Source organism: Lysinibacillus sp. EB271-A1-10B (assembly GCF_058791335.1).
This window is the reverse complement of record NZ_JBYTDL010000037.1, coordinates 13881-32737: the sequence shown is the minus strand read 5'-3', so window position 1 is coordinate 32737 and position 18857 is coordinate 13881. Positions and strand designations below refer to the sequence as shown.

Here is an 18857-nt window from a genome sequence, read left to right as displayed (position 1 = left end):
CCCTGGCTACTGCTTATAATAAAACCATATAAAAAATGATCAACCAGAAATATCTGGCTGACCTTATAATACGAACGCAGCAGGTTAGTTGAAGAGTGTTGTTTAGCTTATTGTTCAACAATCGGCCATATTATTGAATAACAACCTTTTATGAAATGTTACCAAACGACGTTTTGGTAATGTTTTTTACTAATATAAAGAATTAAGCTTAAAATTGTTTTGTTCAACGAATGAATGCTTTAGTGCAATAACAATTTATAAAGCATATAAAACAAATCTAATAAACGTTCAAAATATGATTTTGGTAAGGTTATCTTAATATTTTTGAAACTTTTATAATTGAATTTGCGTAAGCATAGTAACTAATTATTGCAGGACGGGGATTATTATTTTTGTTTATTATGTAGGATTAGGTATAGGTATATTTTTTATTCTAGTTGCTTTGATTTTTTTTATGATAATGTCTGTAAAAAGAAAAATGGAATTTGGGCAGACAATTAAAATGCTCGGAGCCTTAATAATAGGACTCTTAATGTTATGGGTAACTATACCTAGTTTGAAATTTATAGTTACAAAAGACTTTGAGGTTATTAACGGACAATGTACTTTAGAAATACGTCAAGATGGTCGTTATACTGATTGGTGGTTTAATATGATTGATACAGATGAAGAATTTTCATTTGTTGAGATGCCGGAACTTGATGCTTATGGAAAAGCATCCCCATATTACTGTGAAATTACAGTGTCTAAAGACCATATGTGGGAAATAGGTTATAAAATTTACGACTTTAAGACAAGAAAGCTTATAGACTCTTATAATGGTGAGTAATAGGTTCCTTGAAAAAGAAGAAGATAATACACGACCAGTTAAATAAACGTTCCAAAATGCAAGATTGGAAATACACCAAAAAGCCACGAATGTTGTTAAATCAACGTTCTTGGCTTTTCTTATTAATATTGTTTATGCGTTTTTTTATGCACTTTTGTTAAAAGTCAGTCATAGCAAAGGTTTTGAAGCATTTGAAGTAATGTTGCACCATCGTCTTTAATGAATAAAATCGTGTATAAAAATTGAAGTCTTATCGTTGTAAATTCGAATAAATCTGACGAGACCCATTATTGTACGAACGGAGTGCTTTACTTCAAGATGGGATTCCACAGAGATCTCATTTTTTTCTTCTTCAACTACGGGGCAGATCAGTTTAACAAGAATATCTGTTATAATTAGATGAAATTAAAGCTATATTTTCTGTTTAGCAAACAGAAGTATTGAGTGTTGATTATTGAAATAGATGGTTATTTTCATCAAGCATTGGTTACAGGTAAAAAGTGTTCTAAACATCAATTAAATTACAAGTATCTGCTAGCAAAAGAATTAACTTATGAAATAAGGGACTTGTCTAATTTGTTTTGTAGGCTTCATAATTTTGAACTTATTCCTTATGATAGCGAAATTGAAGTTGATTTTGTTATAGACACAGAGACAGATAGAATATACAAACCCAATTACTAGGTCAACTACTAAATTTAAACCATTTTTAAGATTATGACCCCGATAATGAATATAATCCGCATTTTTCTGTCGGTACCCTTGGTGTACCCCTTATTAAGCTAACGGAGGAGGTTAGTTGAATTAAGTGTGACTGGAAGAATGAATTGTCGATGATATAAAATAGACACCGAAGTGTCTTATGTATTTTCAAATTAAGCTTATGGACAACTTGGAATATGTATGGTTAATCATAATAGTGAAATTCAAAACCCTCTTCTGGTTCGCCAACTTCATATCCCAATAATTTTGTAGATCTATTCTTAAATAATGTAATCCATTCATTCCAATCTTTTGATGGTAATTTAGCATAGAATTGTAATCCACTCGATTCAATACTACCTTCTATCAATTTACCGTCTGAACCATACCATTGTGGACAGCCGTTTACAAAGTTGTTCCAGTTAGGCATTTCTCTATATAAACGCTCCAACTTATTCCAAACTTCTCGTGGGGCAGAATAATGAATATTCAAATTAATAATGTATACTTCCATATGTTCTCCTTTTAATATTTAGATTTATAACTTGTTAATTCTTGATTTTATTCGCAAATTCAACCAAAAGTCGAACTTCTGAATCTTTGATAAGCTCATATATTGAATTTGAATATCCCATCTCTACTAATAAACTTGAAGTAAGATGAGTCATACTATTTTTTAAATAATTGCTTAAATTCATCATCTATATTCTAGCGATTATTTCGATTTATTGTTTTACTGTGGGTCAACTGCGATAAAAACACTTTTTAATCCGTCATCCGTATATAAAAACTCCATTTGTAAACACATATCTACCAATTTTGAATTTGAAGTTAAATCATAGTCAACAGCAAATCCACTGTTATCATTGAATTCATAGAAGTTGATTTGTGAATATTCGTATTTTGGGTGGAAATTACATGGAGCGCCATATTCATCAAATGAATCAAATCCATTTAAGTTTAATGTTTCTTGGACATAATAGAATAACTCACCAATATCATCCGCTTCAGATTCATCCACATAATTTAAAATGTTTTCATATTCTTTACTGTGCATTACTTTTAATAAATTAGTAATAACAGTTAAAGCATATTGTTTATCTTCACTTTTCATATTGAACCTCCAAATTCTAATTTGTCTTTCTATTCAACTGTATGATATCATACAGTTTTGAGAAAATTCACTTAAACTAACAGGGGCGATTGTTCAATTAGAGCAATCGCTTCTTATACGAACGAAGCAGTTTAGTTGAACAAGATGAAAGCAAATAATTGTTCATTCATAATTACATAAGGAACATCGTAATAATATTTATATTAAACCAAAGTGGAGGTTTACAAATGAAACATACTACGAAAATAACAGAATGCCCTAAATGTGGTGGAAAAGAATTGGGGAAAGGTCATCAACATAGTAGTTATTCAGTTATGTATCCATCTAATAAGTTAAGCTTTGGGTATGATGTTGAATATATTATTTGTACTGAATGTGGACTAATAATTGAAAGTTATGTAGAAAAACCAGAGAAATTTAAGGGGACATTTTAGATATTCTTCAAGTAACGGGTGCGATTGTTCAATTAGAACAGTCGCTTCTTGTGCTAACGGGGCAGAGATGAGAATAGCAGATTCTAAGATTATTTCTGCCACTAATGAGTTAATGATGAAGAAGATAGCTATTTTCTTTAAGGAATAGTAGGTAATTTGCATAGAATTTGCGGAGAGGCTCAGAAAACAATAATTTAAGCTATTGCCTAAATTATGCATTAGAAGTTCGCTTGTGATATTACATTCATTAATGGTCGCAACGACTACAGTACTATAATGTATGACATGTGCGACTGGAGATATTATACAGGTGGGGGAGCTACTTTTCATACGGTAAATGGTGGACATTTTTTTATTACAGCGAATTTTTGACTTGTTGTGGATATTATCAAGCAAACATTGACAATATCGAATAAAATTCTAGAAAGGCAATGATAGATCGTTTATTGTGTACTAATTTTCATTTATCTTAATTGGAAAAGAGGTTTTGAATAAATGAATAGCAATATTATTTTTGGGATAGTATTATTAGCGCTAAGTTTGTTTCTTAAGCCATTTATGGCGATTGTGGGGCTGAATGAAAGGTTATTCAGCTTGCACTTGCAAGGTGAAACAGTGTTTTCATTGAGTCCATTCTTAGTTCAGATTATTCTGGCAGTAATTGGGGTTATCATGCTTATTATCGGCGGTATGCAAATTACAAAGCAGAAGAAAAAATAATTGAAAGGATAGAGAACATAACAATTGATCTTGCTACAATATTGAATATTTATAACCAAGGTATTATAGACCATGTTATCTAAATAGATGAAAATCTTTAGGACCTTCTTCAACTAATGAGGCCCTTTTCTTGATGATCATTGAGTTCCATATGCAGCTCTTTTTTTATTGAACTTACGGCGACAGGTTAGTGGAAGAAGGAATATGACTTCAAATAGGGGGAGCATCAGGAAAATACGGATTTTCAACGTTATGAAAATTTAATATAAAAAAGCCGAATTCAATTTTTAATAATATAGGGTAAATAGTATAATAAAATAAAACTAGACCTTATATTTAGAGGATTTGAGTTTGATTATATATAATAAAACTTTTTATTTGTATATAAAAATACATCCATTAAATCTTTATTGAGATAATGGATGTATTTTTTATTGTGGTCTTTTAATAAAGATAGATAATTTTCTTATTCCACAATCGGGCCAGATTGTTGAATAACAGTCTTTTTAAGAAATGTTACCTAATGATGCTTGTGCAAAAATAATATTGTTGTTTAATTTACAATAAAGTCATTTAAAAAATAATATAGTTGTTTAAAAATCCTTATTCCGAACGAACAAGTTAGTGGAAGTAATAGTAATTAGGTTTGGCTGGGAAAATTGTCGATGATATTAAAAAAGACACCGAAGTGTCTTATGTTTTTCAAATTAAGCATACCGATAAATTGAAATTTAATTACTTAACATTTTGCTTATCTTGGGAGCAAGGTATTTTATCGGTGAGTGTATACAAACCATGTAATGCTTGCTGTTAATAATGCTGACGAAATCAAAGCTGTAAGAACACTATATGTTCGCCAAATAAGTATCGTTGACCAATCTAAAGCACAGCACAGTATACCCAGGGCAATCGTAGCGATCAGGAAAATAATTGTTACGATTATTCTCTTTTTTGTCATTGGCTGCCGCTCATTCGTTTTCCTTCTGCGTAATCCTAAGAGAAATAACAAAACGGCCAATAGGCAAAGAATAATTGTGATAGACGACAAAGTGATATCCAAAAGCTGTGTGCCGCTTATTTCATATGACTGAGTTAGATTGCCGTCTAATATATCTTTAACTTTTAGTACCAGGTTTATATTGGTATTTGCACCGTTGCTCAGCAAGCAGACGGCTGTTCGTTCATTTAGCAGTATGGCTACTTCGGTTCTGAAATTTGGATTGCCCCCAGTGTGTTCTATAATCGTTTGGTCGGCGTTTACCGACCAGCCTGCCGCATAATGCATATCGTTGACAGCCGAAACAGACATATCACCCCTATGTGATTTTTCGATAACCGTGTGAAATATTTCGGGTATGTCCTGCACAATACCCATCTGTATACCCATCCAACGCGCCATATCTTTTGTATTAGAAATGATGTAGCCTGCGGGTTTATTCCCCGCATAATCCGGAGCTTTAAATGGAGTTGTCATAAAAAAGGAAGTACGGTAGCCCTGTGCCAACTGTCCAGTGGCTTGAGCATCTTCTTTATAAGCATACGTCTGGTGAAGACCTAACGGCTGAAATACCTGTTCCCTCATAAAGTCTTCATAGCTTTGTCGCGACACAATCTCAATAACCAAACCCAATACGTCATAATTAACGGTTCCATAGTTATACTGTTCACCGGGAGGGAACGCCAATTCAGCATCTACGAGCATTTCCACAGTCTTTTGCAACATATCCGGTGTATTGCCTTGTGGAATATTTTGAGTATGCCTAATATTTGTTAGACCACTGGTATGGTGAAGAAAGTTATTTAGTGTAAGGCTTTGCATATCAACAGGTTTCCCTTGATACTTTAACGTAAACCAAGGTAAATATTTTTGGACAGGGTCAGTCATTGAGAGCAGCCCTTGTTCTTCCAACAGCATAATACCCATACCGGTAAAAGCTTTACTGACCGAAGCTAACTCATAGAGTGTATTTTCACTTGCAGACAACCCCTTTTCACGGTCTGCATACCCTGAAGAAAAGTAGAACACTTCATCATCAGCAAGTATTGAGATTGACATTCCCGGCACACCTGATATACGAGAGGCATCATCTAGCAACGCTTGTATTGCCGCAGATTTCGAATCTGACAACGCATAACTTTGTGTTGCGAATCCTGAGAATAATATAAATATCGTTAATACAAAAACAATAATCTTTTTCATAAACTCTCCTTTTCGAAAAATTATAAGAGAATAATATAAATAACCTACTTTTACAACTACTAAACTAATTTTAATTTATCTTTCTATTCACCTATATAATATCAAGTAATTGTGAAGAGTTACACTTAACGAATAGAGCGTTAGTTCAATAAGAAAAACGATCTTCAACAATCGGGCGCGATTATGAAGTACCGCTGTAGAAAATGATCAAACTTTTTTATAATAGGCAAACTAAAAAATGCTAAAGAAGCATCCATTTTGATTAATCTTTTTTCAAAATGATGCTTCTTATTAATCTTAGTGTAAGGATTTAAGAGGTGTTTTTGTTCAAACTTTATTTTAAAGCTACTTTTATATTCCATTAAGAATTTTTTGTATGGCAGTTACATATCCAGCCTTATATATCTGAATCCCGTCTTCTTTAACTCTGCCATAATTATCGGTAGTCCATCCCTGATGGCTCATAAATTCGTTTGATATGGCATTTCTAAGAGCATCTATTTCGGTATCTGTCAGATTATAAGAAGGCTCGACTATAACGACATCCTTATTTTTGCTTAGATCGTTTATAGGACGCATATCAATCGTAAAGGTTGTTTGTTCTTTAAGCAAAGAGTTTTCTCTTTTGAGCTTTTTATTCTCTGCCATAAGCATACCAACCAATGCCTTTGTTGTTGGTTCGGAGATACTTGCTAAGATATCATCGTTTACGGTTGTTCTCTTTTCTTTTTTAGGCTTTTTAGTGGTAGTTTTATAGTATTCAGCCCACTGGCTTATCAAAACTCTGTAATCCTCGGCATTTTTGTTTCTAAGTGCCTGTTCACTTGGACCGCCATCATCTGCTATCAGTCTAGCTATAGTGCCAATAGAAAAATCTTTTATGTCAAACTCGGACTGTTTTTTACAGGCGTTATGTATGAGTTCTAATGTTTTCTTTTTCCTTGTAGAAGCGTTCTCGTAAAGCTTTGAGAACAGTTCATCTGGTTGCATTTCCATCATATATCCTCCAATGCTTAGATTATTCTTAATCAATAGTAGAACTATCTATATTGGTAATAAATTACTGTTTAAAGTCACAGATTTAAGTTCATCAACAAACTCATTCTCAAACCCGATTTCTTCAAGTTTCTTCCGCCCGATTGCATAAGGAATAGCATCTTTTAAACTACCTGCACGATTAATCAAAAGCCTCATAAATTGATTTCCTGCAATGAGCTGTTCTTCTTCTGTTAATGAGAACATAACGGGCATTTTATTGTTATTTTTTAATGTTAAATCTATGATTTGAGATCTTTGCAAAACTACCTTGCTTGCATCTGTTTCAGGAAACAGTTCCGCCCCATTACAGATGATTTGAAGCTGTTCAAGTTCATTTTCAACGTTATTAATAGAAATCCCAACATCCGATATAGAACCGACGGTAACAAGCTGAAATCCATTCTCAGATGATTTTTCTTTGATTAACTTCATACACTTATCAATAAGACGAAGAGTGGCATTATAATCGTTTGCTAGCTTATCGTTCTTCTGTATCTCCTGTGCATAGAATTGCTCATATTTAAGCAATTCTTGATGTTTTGTAAATAGGGTTCCATTAAGTTCACATTCATATTTTTCATTTTCTAAAAGTTCTATATCACGCTGATGTTTATTCACTCGTTTTCCTGTTTCGCTCATATTGTAGCCTATGGTATTAAAATGATGCACTAAGCCAGGAAGAAAAGCAGGACTAGTTACGAACCATCTACATCTGACACAGTTTTGCTCTGGAAAACCCGGAACAACACCATAAGTGACTTTATCCGTATCATCGTTAACATATGTACCACCTGAATCACATCCAAAACAGCCTTTAGGACAAATTCCTTTATCACTTATAATAAAACTTGCACCTGATTTTTGAGCGTTGATTACTGCCTGATATGCTATTGGATCATTAGCAGCTACACTTGTTTCTAACTGTTTATACTTTGCATCTCTAATAAATCTATCAACTGCTTGTTTATCATTTTCAAGAATGCTCTTTTCAGCCTGATTCATTGTATCTGTAACGTATGAAATACCTGCTTTTGTATAGTAAAGCGTCATAATGAGTCTTGCATGACCTGCAATAGCCTTTGAAAGAATAGGCATTGGAACGCCACCTTCAAGAGCATAGGCAGTTATAAGTGATACTCTGAGCGAATGCAGGGGATAATAAGTGGTTGGTTCACGGTCTGGACGCACAAATTTTAATGTTCTTTCTTCTTCTAATAATCTATTTTCTTTAAGTTGAAACTCAAGCTGTTTAAGTGTCTTATACCAAAAATATTCCAATCCGTGTGCTGCTATTGGTAAGTGTTCCTGTCCAATTGAAGTAGGATCTCTGAAAAGAAATGTGTTTTCCCCCATTTGTTTTAAAATCCTCACATCTTTTATATGTCCTATGTGATTTCTTGTCATTTCTGCCCATTTTGCAGGTTGAGAAATAGAATTGTACTTCATCTGCCAATCCCTAAGCTTTGCAAGCCAGTATTGTGCTTCTTCGTACTGCCAAGGAATGTCATAACCTTTATCGGATTCCTCTTTGTTGATGTCTGCTGTTTTATTCGTGTTGATAAAAAATCCTGACATTTCAAGCTGCGTTGTTTTGTCTTTGAATTTACGAAGAACACCTCTTTCGAAAGGATTTTTTTCTGTACCCTGACTTAAATGTGAATCATTCTTGATCCACTCTCCAGCCACATTTCGAATAGACTGCACATACTTATAAGTATCCATTTCTCCACTGTCAAGCATACGCACCTGATAAGTTCTTAAAGGTAGAAGGAGCTTTGTCAAAAGCGACACAGTAGTCCCCGGAAACCACATCTCATATACTTCTTCAGAAAGTCCCTTTTTTCTCTGTTCATACTTGGAAGTTTTTCTGAATTTGTAAACACAGTCTGGGTCATTTTTATCAATAACAGACTCATCAACAATGAACCAATCACCGCCTGTATTTGAATCACCTACACTTTGTGCAAATTTCAAGTCTTTAAAACAGGTTGCATTTGGAGGGCAGAGTATATTACGAAGGTCTTTTATGTACCTATAAGGCAGAACATTCTTATCAGATTCATTACGTTGCGATGATTTTACATAGTCTGGTAAGTATTTTGTTAGAGGATTTTTAAATTCTGCTGGAATAAGTTTGTTTCCTAAATCATCTTCAACTGAAAACTTTTCCTCAATAATCCAGTCAACAAATTCAACAATCTTTTTTGCTTCTGCTAAAGCGTAGGATCGTGATTTTCTTTCTGCAAAAATAATCTCGTAAAAATCTGGGGTGTCATATTCTTTTGAAATGAACTCCTGTACAGACCTAGTGATGTTATAGGGAATAACATATTTTTTAAAGAAGCTGCTTGATAGAGCTGAAAGTGTTACGGATTTGCTTCTTACAACTGTTTTTATCCATTCCGTGGCATATTCATTCCATTGCTGTAAATTAGAATCATATTCTAAAAGCCATTCGAAATCTTCACTAGTAGACGTTCCTTGTTGCCTTAATTCAATTTCTCTTTTTATAGCTTTTTCCTTTAACTGTTCAAGCATCAGATTTTCTTTTGGCGATAATGTATTATCACCAAAAGCTCCGTTTTTAATGAAATCTCGGAGCCATATAATAACAGTAGAATTTTTAACACCATATTCTCGCTGAATATCCTTTGCTGATTTACCGTTGCAAAGTTCTTCAATCATTTTATACTTAAAATCATTCTCATAGCTTATTCTTCCCATTTATTTTCTCCTATATCTGTATCTGTTCTGCTGTTTAGTTTCTTTATTCATCCATTCATCAATTTCAGTCTGCATTGGAAGTACACAACCATTATCCAAAGAAGCAGTGGCATTATTTAGTGAAGTTGTAACATCTGCAACTGTTGGCTCTGTGTATACTTTCTGAGAATCTATAGATTTATGGTGCATAGCAATTTGTATGATGCGTTCAGGTATTTTGGCATTTTTAAGTCTTTGACCATATGCGTGTCTATGTCCGTGTGGAGTAGTTCCATCTTTTTTTCCGACTGTCAAATCAATCTTTTCAACTGCTTTTTCGTGAGACTCCCTCTGAGTCCTAAGTGGCATCATTTCTCCTAGTGTTTTAGGAGAATGCGAGACAAAGGCAAATGGGTGAGTATCCTTAATGCCATCTCTTAACCTTTTTGCCATATACATTTTCCATACATACATAAAAATGTATCCCCATTCCTTTGAAAACCAGTAAATCTGCATATATTTATCTTTATCATTATCAAGCCTTGGCTCTTTCCACCCTGCAAATCGTTTGTCCTGACCAGAATACATGTTGCGTGGGAGTAAACCATATTTTAATAGCAGATAGCTTTCTCTGTCTGTAATATATTTACCAGTAGTAGGATTCTTGAAATCCTGTGGAGGTCTTCCTTCGCTTGGATGATAGATTCGTACCACAGCAAGATTAGAGTCTTCAGGATCAGGGAAGACGTCCTGTACCCATAGATGAAATACTTCACTATGTCTAAGTCCACCGCCGTGCATCAGGATAGTAATGGCAATATCACGCCAGTTATAACGGTCAACAAGGTCTAATTCATAGTTCTTTCTTGTATTTTTAAACCCTTCCCATAGGAGGTCATTTGTTTTATATTCGGGGAAGGCTTTTGTATCTCCTTTTGGTGAGTATGGACTTCTTCTTCTAACAGTATTACGAGCTAATTTTGCAGTTTCAGCGATTTTATGAACATCATTTAAATGCCCTAGAAATGAGTTGTGACTTTTGTTTATCTGTGCCATCCAGTTAAGTCGTTCTTCATATCTTGTGGCTTTTCTCCAAGGATTTAATTGAACAGCTCCATATTCTTCATATAACCAATCTGAAAAACCATTTAAGGCAGATAAAAGCATATTCGCTGTTTTAACTCTTTTTGGTAACCAATAAAGTCCCGATGGGTCTAACCCTTCTTCATTTATTGTTCCTGAATAAACAGACTCCGTAAATGTATCAAAGAATTCTTTTGGGGAAGTATAATAATCCTGATTAGCTTCCATATAATCAAGCAATAGTCCAACAGCTTGTACTAACTTCTTATGCCAACTTCTGCTTTTACTATGATTCTTTATTTGATATCTGTGTAATTGCTCAAAAAACATTGTCTTTCCATTATACTCAACTAGAAGAGTAGGAAAGTTTATGCTCCTGCCTGTATTATCCCTATATGTTTTTGAAGACACCTGAACACACCCCATATATATCCTCCCATACTAATATTTTGATTATAATATTACTTATAATACCATAGATATTTATATATAACTGCAATAAAAAAGGTACTACATTATTAAAATGTAATACCTTTTAATGGTTTGATTATAAATATTTCACCATAGATAATGTCTATGGAATTCGGCTTTTTACGTGGCTTTTAATAAAATTCGATGTTCAATTTAGATACTTCCACGATATGAGTAAACGAAACAAACGAGGTCATTATTTACTTTTGTTTAAAGGGACGACCAATTCCAATTCCTTTATCTCTTCATTAAAGCCCTCATTGTTTGTATGACTTGGCTTGAGTGTAAATGATTTTGGTATCGTATCCATTGGAGGCAAAGTCAGTATCATATGATGACCATAGTTCCCAACAGCCATGCCTGCTTGTAGTTTCAGTTTATCATATACATGACCATTATCATCGACTACAGAGAAATCAAACCATGGCCAAGTATCGTTTTCATCCATTTCAGTAGGGTAATCAATCGTTAGGTCTATTCTTGTTGATAGAGGTGAAAATGTTACTTTGTCGGCTGTTAATGTATAAACTTCATCAACAGTTCTAGTTGTAACTTTTGGATAATACTCAAATTCATCACCTTTTATTTTATTAAGTGGGAAAGATACATTCAACTTGCCCTTATAGCCAAATAAATCTTCTCCATGGACGCCAATTTCAATTTCATCTCCATATTCATTATAATTAGAAAAGGTTAATTGATGATGTTCAATTATTGTTTTCGAGTTTATGTCATCTTGCCCTGTTGAACCAATCGCTGGTTTAATTGGTTGTCCATTAATTGTTAAATAATTAAAGCCGACAATTTCTTCTTCCATCGAAAGTTCTTTTTCTCCTGTGTAAACGACTGTTACGATTAACCGACTGCCATCATAAGCTGCTTCTTTTACAGTCATTGTTAAGCCATTTTTACTATCTTGTTTATCAATTACTGTCGTAAGTTGATCGTGTTCGATTTTATCTGAGGCAATATCTCTAAAGTCCTTATAAATTGGACCAATCAGGGGGATATTTGATAATGCTTCTGCCATGCCTGTTGAAACAAATCCAGAACCAAGCAAAGATATACATAGCCCACATGCAACCAAGATTGACTGTTTAGTTGCTCTTCCTACTTTTCTTTTTTTCTTGGCTTGAAAGATAGCCGTTTTTTCCCTTGCCTTTAGCTTTTCAACAGGTACATTTATGCTGTCGATAGATCGATTGAAATTGTCTTTATTCATACAGATAACCCTCCTTTAAAATGGGTCTTAACTCTTTTTTCGCTCTATTTAAGTGTGATTTAACAGTTCCTTCCGGGTAATTCATGATCGCAGCAATTTCCTTAATGGACAGATCGTGGTAGTACCTCAACAAAATAATGGTTTTTACAGTAGGATTTAAGAATTTAAAGGCTTCAGACAAATCCATTGAATGCATGATAAAATCACTATTTTCAGAAGCGATTAATTCATTAAAGATTTCCTCATTATCTGCAGTAAAATGGCGGGACTCTTTTCGTATAAAATCAATCGATTTAAAAACTAGAATTTTTGTAATCCAACTTGAAAAACTTTCAGGCTTCTTTAATGTTTTTATTGAAATATAGGCAGTATAAATTGTTTCTTGATAGACATCTAAAGCATCTTGTTCGTTTCTAACGTATGCATATGCAGTTCGGTACAACTTTTGTCGAACAGAATCAATCAGTTGTTCAAATGCTTCATCATCACCCTTTTTTGCTTTTTTTACTAATTTTGCTAAATCCATTTTGGTTCTCCTCTCCGTTACACAATAAAGTCGAATGAACTAGTAAATTGGTTGCAAAATAATTAATTAAGCAACATTGTAACTTGGAATACGGAAACGATTCGAATAATGAGAAGCCACAAGTGGAAAATTTTCAATTGTTATACACTATCTTTTTCTATTCCCCTTAGCTCTGTATACACATCATATGCGTATCAAAAATCAGTCAAAGAAAAAAGAATTACCATAAGCATGTCCCGCAAAGGCACGCCCACTGATAATTCCCCAATTGAAACGTTCTATCTCGACGGAATCTACCGCACGACAAATGCGCATATGATTCAAATCGTCGAAGACTAAATTACCTATAATAACAATATCCGTATTCAAACAAAATTTAACAGCCAGTCCCACATACCTGAATGAAAACACTGCTATCATTCAAAAAATAACGTTACATCTGCCAGTTTACTTAAGCTAAAATGCTCTCTGACTGTTTAATAGTTGGTTTATAGGAATTCGCAACTTCATGTACCTACAATAATTTAGATTACAATTATGTTTATATAGTAACTAATTCAGCTTTCTTTTTCTTAAGTGGTGCAAGCTCTGGTAGACGTACCCAACTTAAACCAAGCGTTCCTTCACCTGCATGAACCGCTACACAAGCACTTAGTGGTAATACGGAGAAGTTTATGAGCGGATATTCGTTCTCTAAAGCTTTTTTCCAAGCGGTTGCGCCTTCTTCATCATTACAGTGAATAATTGCAACTTCAGGGATATTACTTTTTTCTAGATCTGTATTTAAAACATTTTGTACATATGTTTTAGCTCTAGTCGTAGCGCGTACTTTTTCTTTCATAACGGGCTTCCCATCTTCAAATGATATGACAACTTTAATATTCAACAAGTTACTTAAAAATGCTTGAGTCCCTGAAACTCGACCACTTTTATGTAATTGTGATAAGTTAGCCGGAATAAATGAAAGCTCACTGTTATCTGCCATCTCATTGATTCTTTCAACAATATAGCCAGGTTCAAAACCTTCACGCTCTAACTGCTGACCGAGTTTAATCATTTTCATCATCGGAAATGACCCGATTTTTGAATCCACTGGATATACTTCAAATTCAGCTTGACCAGCTGCTGTGAAAGTGCTTTGGTAAGTGCCCGAAAGATGTTGAGAGGTATGAATTGCAATTGCACATGTATACCCTTGTTCTTTTAATGATTTATATAAGTCTACAACTTCACCAATAGCAGGTTGTGATGTCTTTGGATTTTTTTTAGCATTTCGTAGCTTTTCGTAAAACTGATCATGTGTCATATCAACAGTTTCGCGTAAAGCCCCTTCTTCGAACACTATATTAAGTGGTAATACGTGAATTTGATTGTCCTGTATGAACTTTTCATCTAACAATGCTGCTGTATCTGTAACCCATGCAATTTTCTTTTCCATTTAAAAGTAATCCCCTTCATCTATCGTAGAATATTATTCATTTTATCTTATGCAACTATACACAGATAAGATCATCATGAGTAGTGATATTTATAATACTGTATTTATTTTTTTACAATCTTCGACATTATTTCGACAATAATTGCGATAAAAATTATTTCATTCGCTAATTGTTGGGCGCATATACGACGTTATTGGCTGAAACCCGATAGCAAAAATGGGAAAATCGGCTTGGATTACTGTGATCAACTGTATCGCTTAGAACGGCAATATAAGCATCTCTCACCAGGAAAGCGTCGTAAAGCACAGCAAAAGCAATCTAAACCGATTGTCGAAAAGTTTCAGGAATGGGTAGATAAATCGCCTTTCTGGAAAAAACACCTTGGATAAAGTTTCTAAAAACACATTAAATCGTGTACATGGGTTAAAAGTTTCTCTGTTAGATGGTCGAATTGGAATTGATAATAATCCAGCTGAAAATCCGATTCGTCCTAATGTGATTGGCCGAAAGAACTGGCGTTTTTCTGTGAGTGAAGCTAGTGCTAAAGCGAATGCACTGCTTGAGTCTGGCTGAAACAGCAAAAGCGAATGGTATCGATTTCTATCAATATTTAGTTAAACTAATGATGGAGCTGCCGAATTTACCGATCCATCAGCAACCCAAAATTTTAAATAAAAACATGCCTTGGTCGAAAAATATCTAAGCCACATGTGCAAAATAGCCATCTATTCGAAGATGTTTTCAATGGATAAAGAAGCGAACGAAGTTTTCTACGAAAGAAATGATACAACGATTTTTGCAGGTAGTGTGGAAGTACTTCCTGAAGTTGAATATTATCAGATAAATGAAAGTCAGTTAGATGATTTTTTTGACTTTTACGAACAAAATGAAGATGTATTGCTTCCACAAGAACATAAAGTATTTACCGATTGGTTTAGTGAATGTTGGGGGAAAGCGGGAGGAGGTTTATTGAATTTACCATCATACTTCGTTTTCCACGATGATTATAAATCCTTTGATTTAAAAAATTTCCAATGGTTTGATGATGAAGAAAAATGGTCATAGGTAGTAAAGTATGCATGTTTATTAATTTTCATCTTTAACTAACGGACGGGTGGCTTTCCTTGAAAATCAAAGAGCTGTTTTAGATAGCTCTTTTTTTCTTATTGTACTAACGGTTTAGTTTAGTTGAATAGTGTTATCTAACTTATGTTCAACAATCGGGCCATTTTGTTGAATAAGAGTGGGAAATATAAATCCAAATATATAGTATTGTCGATTCTAAGGAATATTCTATGTAATAATATATATATGAAGTTTTGTAAGGAGGATATGCTATGAGTATAGTAGATTGATGACTCAGATTTTAAATAAGAGGAAGGTGGTAAATCAAATTTTAAAGAGGTGTTCAAATTGAATAATTTAATGATTAATGCTGATTTTGGGAAGCTATGGTTTCATAATATATCTAAAATCCTAAGTGAACGTTTTCGCGAACTAATCATACCTATTATCATATTGGGTCTGTCTGGATCGCCATTAATGACTTCATTAGTGCTTTTATTTCAGAGAATTAGTTCCGTATTTTTTTCTATTCCAATAGGTACTTGGATTGAGAAAAAGAACCTTGTTTTGATTTCTTCGATCTGTAATTTAATATATGCTATATTATTGTTTCTATTGGCATATTTAATAACAATCGATATAACGAGCCTTTTTGTTATTGGGCCAATATTATTTTTCATGGGTTTAGTGGAATTGATGTTAAATATTGCCCTTTCAGCTATGGTACCTAAAATTGTTGGGAGGCAACGTTTATTAAGTGCTAATAATTCATTAGAAGCAGCTGATGCGATTGTAACCTTAATTGGTCCAGCCTTAGGTGGAATTATACTTGCGAAATATGGCCCGAACATTACCTTAACTATTTGTGGTAGTTTATTACTTATTTCAATGTTATTTATTTCACTTATAAAATACCGAAATATAAGTGAGGAAACGGATGATAAGCCCCTGAAGGGAAAACAGAAACTGAAGAGTTTCATTCGGGATTCCCAAGAAGGTGTAAAGTACCTCTATGCTAATGGAGCTCAAATTGTATCGACGATTTCGGCTTTGGTACTCGGATTTTCAACCAGTTTTATTGTGCTTAGTGTTATCATTCATTCTAAATATACTCGCCATTTTTCAGAAGAGTATATTGGAATACTGTTATCTTGTGCTGGTATAGGCAATGTCGTTGGCGTACTTATAATGAACAAATTTAAAAATGCAAACTGGTTATACTTTCTCAGTACTTTAATGATCATATGTTCATTTGGAATCTTATTATTGATATCAAATTCATTTATCGTCATGTGTTTCGGAATGATAATCTTTGATGGGGCACTTTCTATGGCATTTGTTGTTCAGATAACTGTTCAACAGGGCATTACTCCAGACCATTTGATCGCCAGGGTTCGAAGTTCCATATACGTTTTAGGTGGAATTGCAGCAATGTTAGCGACTATACTATCTGGTTTGATTTCTGAATGGAACTCTATGGCAGCCTTGGCATTTGGATCATTGGTTTTATTAGTCAATGGCTTGTTTATTTTTAAATATAAAAAACAAGGAGTAGCAATGGATAAAATCAGTCCAATTTATGCTGCATCCAAAAGTAGCTGAATGATGGATTTAATAAAGGTAAGGAATTATACTTCATTGTTCTATCGTTAAAGTTTAAGAAGAGGAGTCCACGTTGAAATGTATGTATTTAAAGACCCCAAACACGTTCCTTTTTCTATAATGTTTTGAGCAAAACTATATACTTATTGCAAATGAATTTTAATAACGTTATCAAAAATCAAAGGAACTTTCTAAAATAAGAGCTTGCTATCCATGCATTTATATAATGAGGAAAAGGGGGAGATTAGATAGAACGAGTAAGCTTTTATAATCAAAAAAGGTTTGAACGTGATGTAGAGAAAACTTTCACTTCTCAAGGAGACTTTATCCAAAGTCTTATTCCGGGCGCAGATATACAACACGTTAGTAGTACTGCTATACCAAATAGTCTTACTAAGGGAGATTTAGATATACAGGTTCGTGTTTCTGAATATCAATTTAATCAAACTGTTGAAGCTGCCTCGTTAGTTGAATAGCAACCTTTATCTTTTATTACTTAGAAGTTTAAGAAATAGGCTTTAATGTACAAAATAATTGATATAAGCTCCATTTAAATTACTGCAACATTAGATTGATTTAATTGTTGTAGTAAATAGGGTCATCTGTGGTAAAAAAAAAGAGGATAGATAGAGCGAATTTAATTAAGCTCTTCTATCCTATTAATTTCTATACATATAATGTGTACATTAAATAAGAATTCACCTATTTAAAATAGTTTCAGCTTATAACTTGACTTTTAATAAAAATTACTTTCATCTGCCTTTTTTCAAGTTATACAACCCAATGAGACGGACGTTTCAGGTGGGAAGGTAATTTTGTTTCATGATTGCCTTGTGCCGAATTAATTTGCATTTGGGTTAAAAACATACTTGTTGAAAGGTCTGCGCCGCGCAAATTGGCATCACGTAAATCTGCGCCAATAAAATCAATTTCTCTTAAATCTGCATTTTCTAGATTGGCAGCAATTAAATAAGATCCTCGAAGATCGGTAGCTCTTAAATCTTTACCTTTTAAATTTTTCCCCATCCAATCAACCCCTCGATTGTCATACTTTCGAGCGTTTTTTCTAATCTTTACGATAAGACTTTGGCGGATTTGTTCACTTGTTTCTAATAGTAAAACATTCACTGGCAGCCGGAATGTAGGAATATCTATTGCTAGCAATGCATCAGCTTCCAGCTCTGTTGCACGCTGTAGCTGTTCTAATTGTAAATGTAGTTTGTTATATAGGGATGAATCAACCTTATACGATAAAGCCTCCGCTACGTAAGCAATCATTTCATAAAGTTGTTCCATAATCGGAAAGACACGAAACATTATCTCGGAAACTTCAGGGAATTGTCGCCAGTCTTGTCCATGAAAAGTTGTTTGTGAAACCTTTTGTCCAGCTCCTAAACAATCAAAAACTGTACATCCTTTAAACCCTTGATCTCTAAGTTTATGATGAATTTGGCAGCTAAAATCTGATTGTAGATTAGGGCAAGGTGTTCCGGCCGCTTTATGAATGGCAAAGTCACTAGAAGCAGCAATATTTAAAGCCGTGCAGCATAGACCAAAACAGCTTTGGCAATCAGCCTGTAAGCTCTCACGAATTTTTTTTCCAATTGTATAATCCATTTTTTTTACTTCAGACACTTCTGTTTTCCTCTCTTAACACGTAAATTTCTTACATTTAATTCTATCACTTATTTTGATTAAAAGGATATTTT

At 33.8% G+C, this 18857-nt stretch carries 15 protein-coding genes and 1 pseudogene; 6 read left to right on the top strand and 10 right to left on the bottom strand.

The window, feature by feature from the left end; all coding sequences use genetic code 11:
* Positions 1–460 precede the first annotated feature (460 nt).
* Positions 461–829 carry a hypothetical protein gene (locus AC3WSK_RS25235; RefSeq protein ID WP_492414346.1) on the top strand — a complete coding sequence of 123 codons (369 nt, stop codon included), beginning with the start codon at positions 461–463 and terminating at the stop codon, positions 827–829.
* 907 nt (positions 830–1736) lie between these two features.
* On the opposite strand, the gene AC3WSK_RS25230 is transcribed toward AC3WSK_RS25235, so the two are convergent.
* Positions 1737–2045, bottom strand: a complete 309-nt coding sequence (locus AC3WSK_RS25230; RefSeq protein ID WP_492414345.1) for a hypothetical protein — start codon at positions 2043–2045, stop codon at positions 1737–1739.
* 219 nt (positions 2046–2264) lie between these two features.
* The gene (locus tag AC3WSK_RS25225) at positions 2265–2645 is read right to left on the bottom strand and encodes a DUF7668 domain-containing protein (RefSeq protein ID WP_492414344.1); all 381 of its coding nucleotides are present in this window, start codon (positions 2643–2645) and stop codon (positions 2265–2267) included.
* 227 nt (positions 2646–2872) lie between these two features.
* Here AC3WSK_RS25225 and AC3WSK_RS25220 point away from each other — a divergent pair, with 227 nt between their 5' ends.
* Both AC3WSK_RS25220 and AC3WSK_RS25215 read left to right on the top strand, forming a co-directional pair.
* A complete protein-coding gene (locus tag AC3WSK_RS25220; RefSeq protein WP_492414343.1) occupies positions 2873–3079 on the top strand; it encodes a transcription initiation factor TFIIIB in 207 nt (68 codons plus the stop codon).
* A 495-nt stretch (positions 3080–3574) separates the two neighbouring features.
* Complete coding sequence (locus AC3WSK_RS25215) at positions 3575–3799, top strand: hypothetical protein (RefSeq protein WP_492414342.1); 225 nt, start codon at positions 3575–3577, stop codon at positions 3797–3799.
* 772 nt (positions 3800–4571) lie between these two features.
* Here the strand turns inward: AC3WSK_RS25215 and AC3WSK_RS25210 are convergent.
* The 7 genes from AC3WSK_RS25210 to AC3WSK_RS25180 form a co-directional block, all read right to left on the bottom strand.
* Positions 4572–5999, bottom strand: coding sequence for a serine hydrolase domain-containing protein (locus AC3WSK_RS25210; RefSeq protein WP_328200671.1), 1428 nt, complete (start codon positions 5997–5999; stop codon positions 4572–4574).
* Positions 6000–6350: 351 nt separating this feature from the next.
* A complete protein-coding gene (gmtX, locus tag AC3WSK_RS25205; protein ID WP_400940163.1) occupies positions 6351–6998 on the bottom strand; it encodes a gamma-mobile-trio protein GmtX in 648 nt (215 codons plus the stop codon).
* A 45-nt stretch (positions 6999–7043) separates the two neighbouring features.
* Positions 7044–9761 carry a gamma-mobile-trio integrase GmtZ gene (gmtZ, locus tag AC3WSK_RS25200; protein ID WP_492414341.1) on the bottom strand — a complete coding sequence of 906 codons (2718 nt, stop codon included), beginning with the start codon at positions 9759–9761 and terminating at the stop codon, positions 7044–7046.
* Positions 9762–11249, bottom strand: a complete 1488-nt coding sequence (gmtY, locus tag AC3WSK_RS25195; protein ID WP_492414340.1) for a gamma-mobile-trio recombinase GmtY — start codon at positions 11247–11249, stop codon at positions 9762–9764.
* Positions 11250–11490: 241 nt separating this feature from the next.
* Positions 11491–12516, bottom strand: coding sequence for a DUF4179 domain-containing protein (locus AC3WSK_RS25190; protein WP_492414339.1), 1026 nt, complete (start codon positions 12514–12516; stop codon positions 11491–11493).
* Complete coding sequence (locus AC3WSK_RS25185; RefSeq protein ID WP_079560211.1) at positions 12509–13042, bottom strand: sigma-70 family RNA polymerase sigma factor; 534 nt, start codon at positions 13040–13042, stop codon at positions 12509–12511. The genes AC3WSK_RS25190 and AC3WSK_RS25185 overlap by 8 nt, the downstream gene beginning before the upstream one ends.
* Before the next feature lie 541 nt (positions 13043–13583).
* Entirely contained in the window at positions 13584–14480 is an 897-nt protein-coding gene (locus AC3WSK_RS25180) for a DegV family protein (RefSeq protein ID WP_079560212.1), read from the bottom strand.
* A 156-nt stretch (positions 14481–14636) separates the two neighbouring features.
* Here AC3WSK_RS25180 and AC3WSK_RS25175 point away from each other — a divergent pair.
* The 3 genes and pseudogenes from AC3WSK_RS25175 to AC3WSK_RS25165 form a co-directional block, all read left to right on the top strand.
* Positions 14637–15184: pseudogene (locus AC3WSK_RS25175) on the top strand (IS66 family transposase); the annotation flags it as partial.
* 41 nt (positions 15185–15225) lie between these two features.
* Positions 15226–15546 carry a hypothetical protein gene (locus AC3WSK_RS25170; RefSeq protein ID WP_079560213.1) on the top strand — a complete coding sequence of 107 codons (321 nt, stop codon included), beginning with the start codon at positions 15226–15228 and terminating at the stop codon, positions 15544–15546.
* Positions 15547–15894: 348 nt separating this feature from the next.
* Positions 15895–17148, top strand: a complete 1254-nt coding sequence (locus tag AC3WSK_RS25165) for an MFS transporter (protein ID WP_492414338.1) — start codon at positions 15895–15897, stop codon at positions 17146–17148.
* A 771-nt stretch (positions 17149–17919) separates the two neighbouring features.
* Here the strand turns inward: AC3WSK_RS25165 and AC3WSK_RS25160 are convergent.
* On the bottom strand, positions 17920–18783 hold the full coding sequence (locus AC3WSK_RS25160) for a pentapeptide repeat-containing protein (RefSeq protein ID WP_079560215.1): 864 nt from the start codon (positions 18781–18783) through the stop codon (positions 17920–17922).
* Positions 18784–18857: the final 74 nt, after the last annotated feature.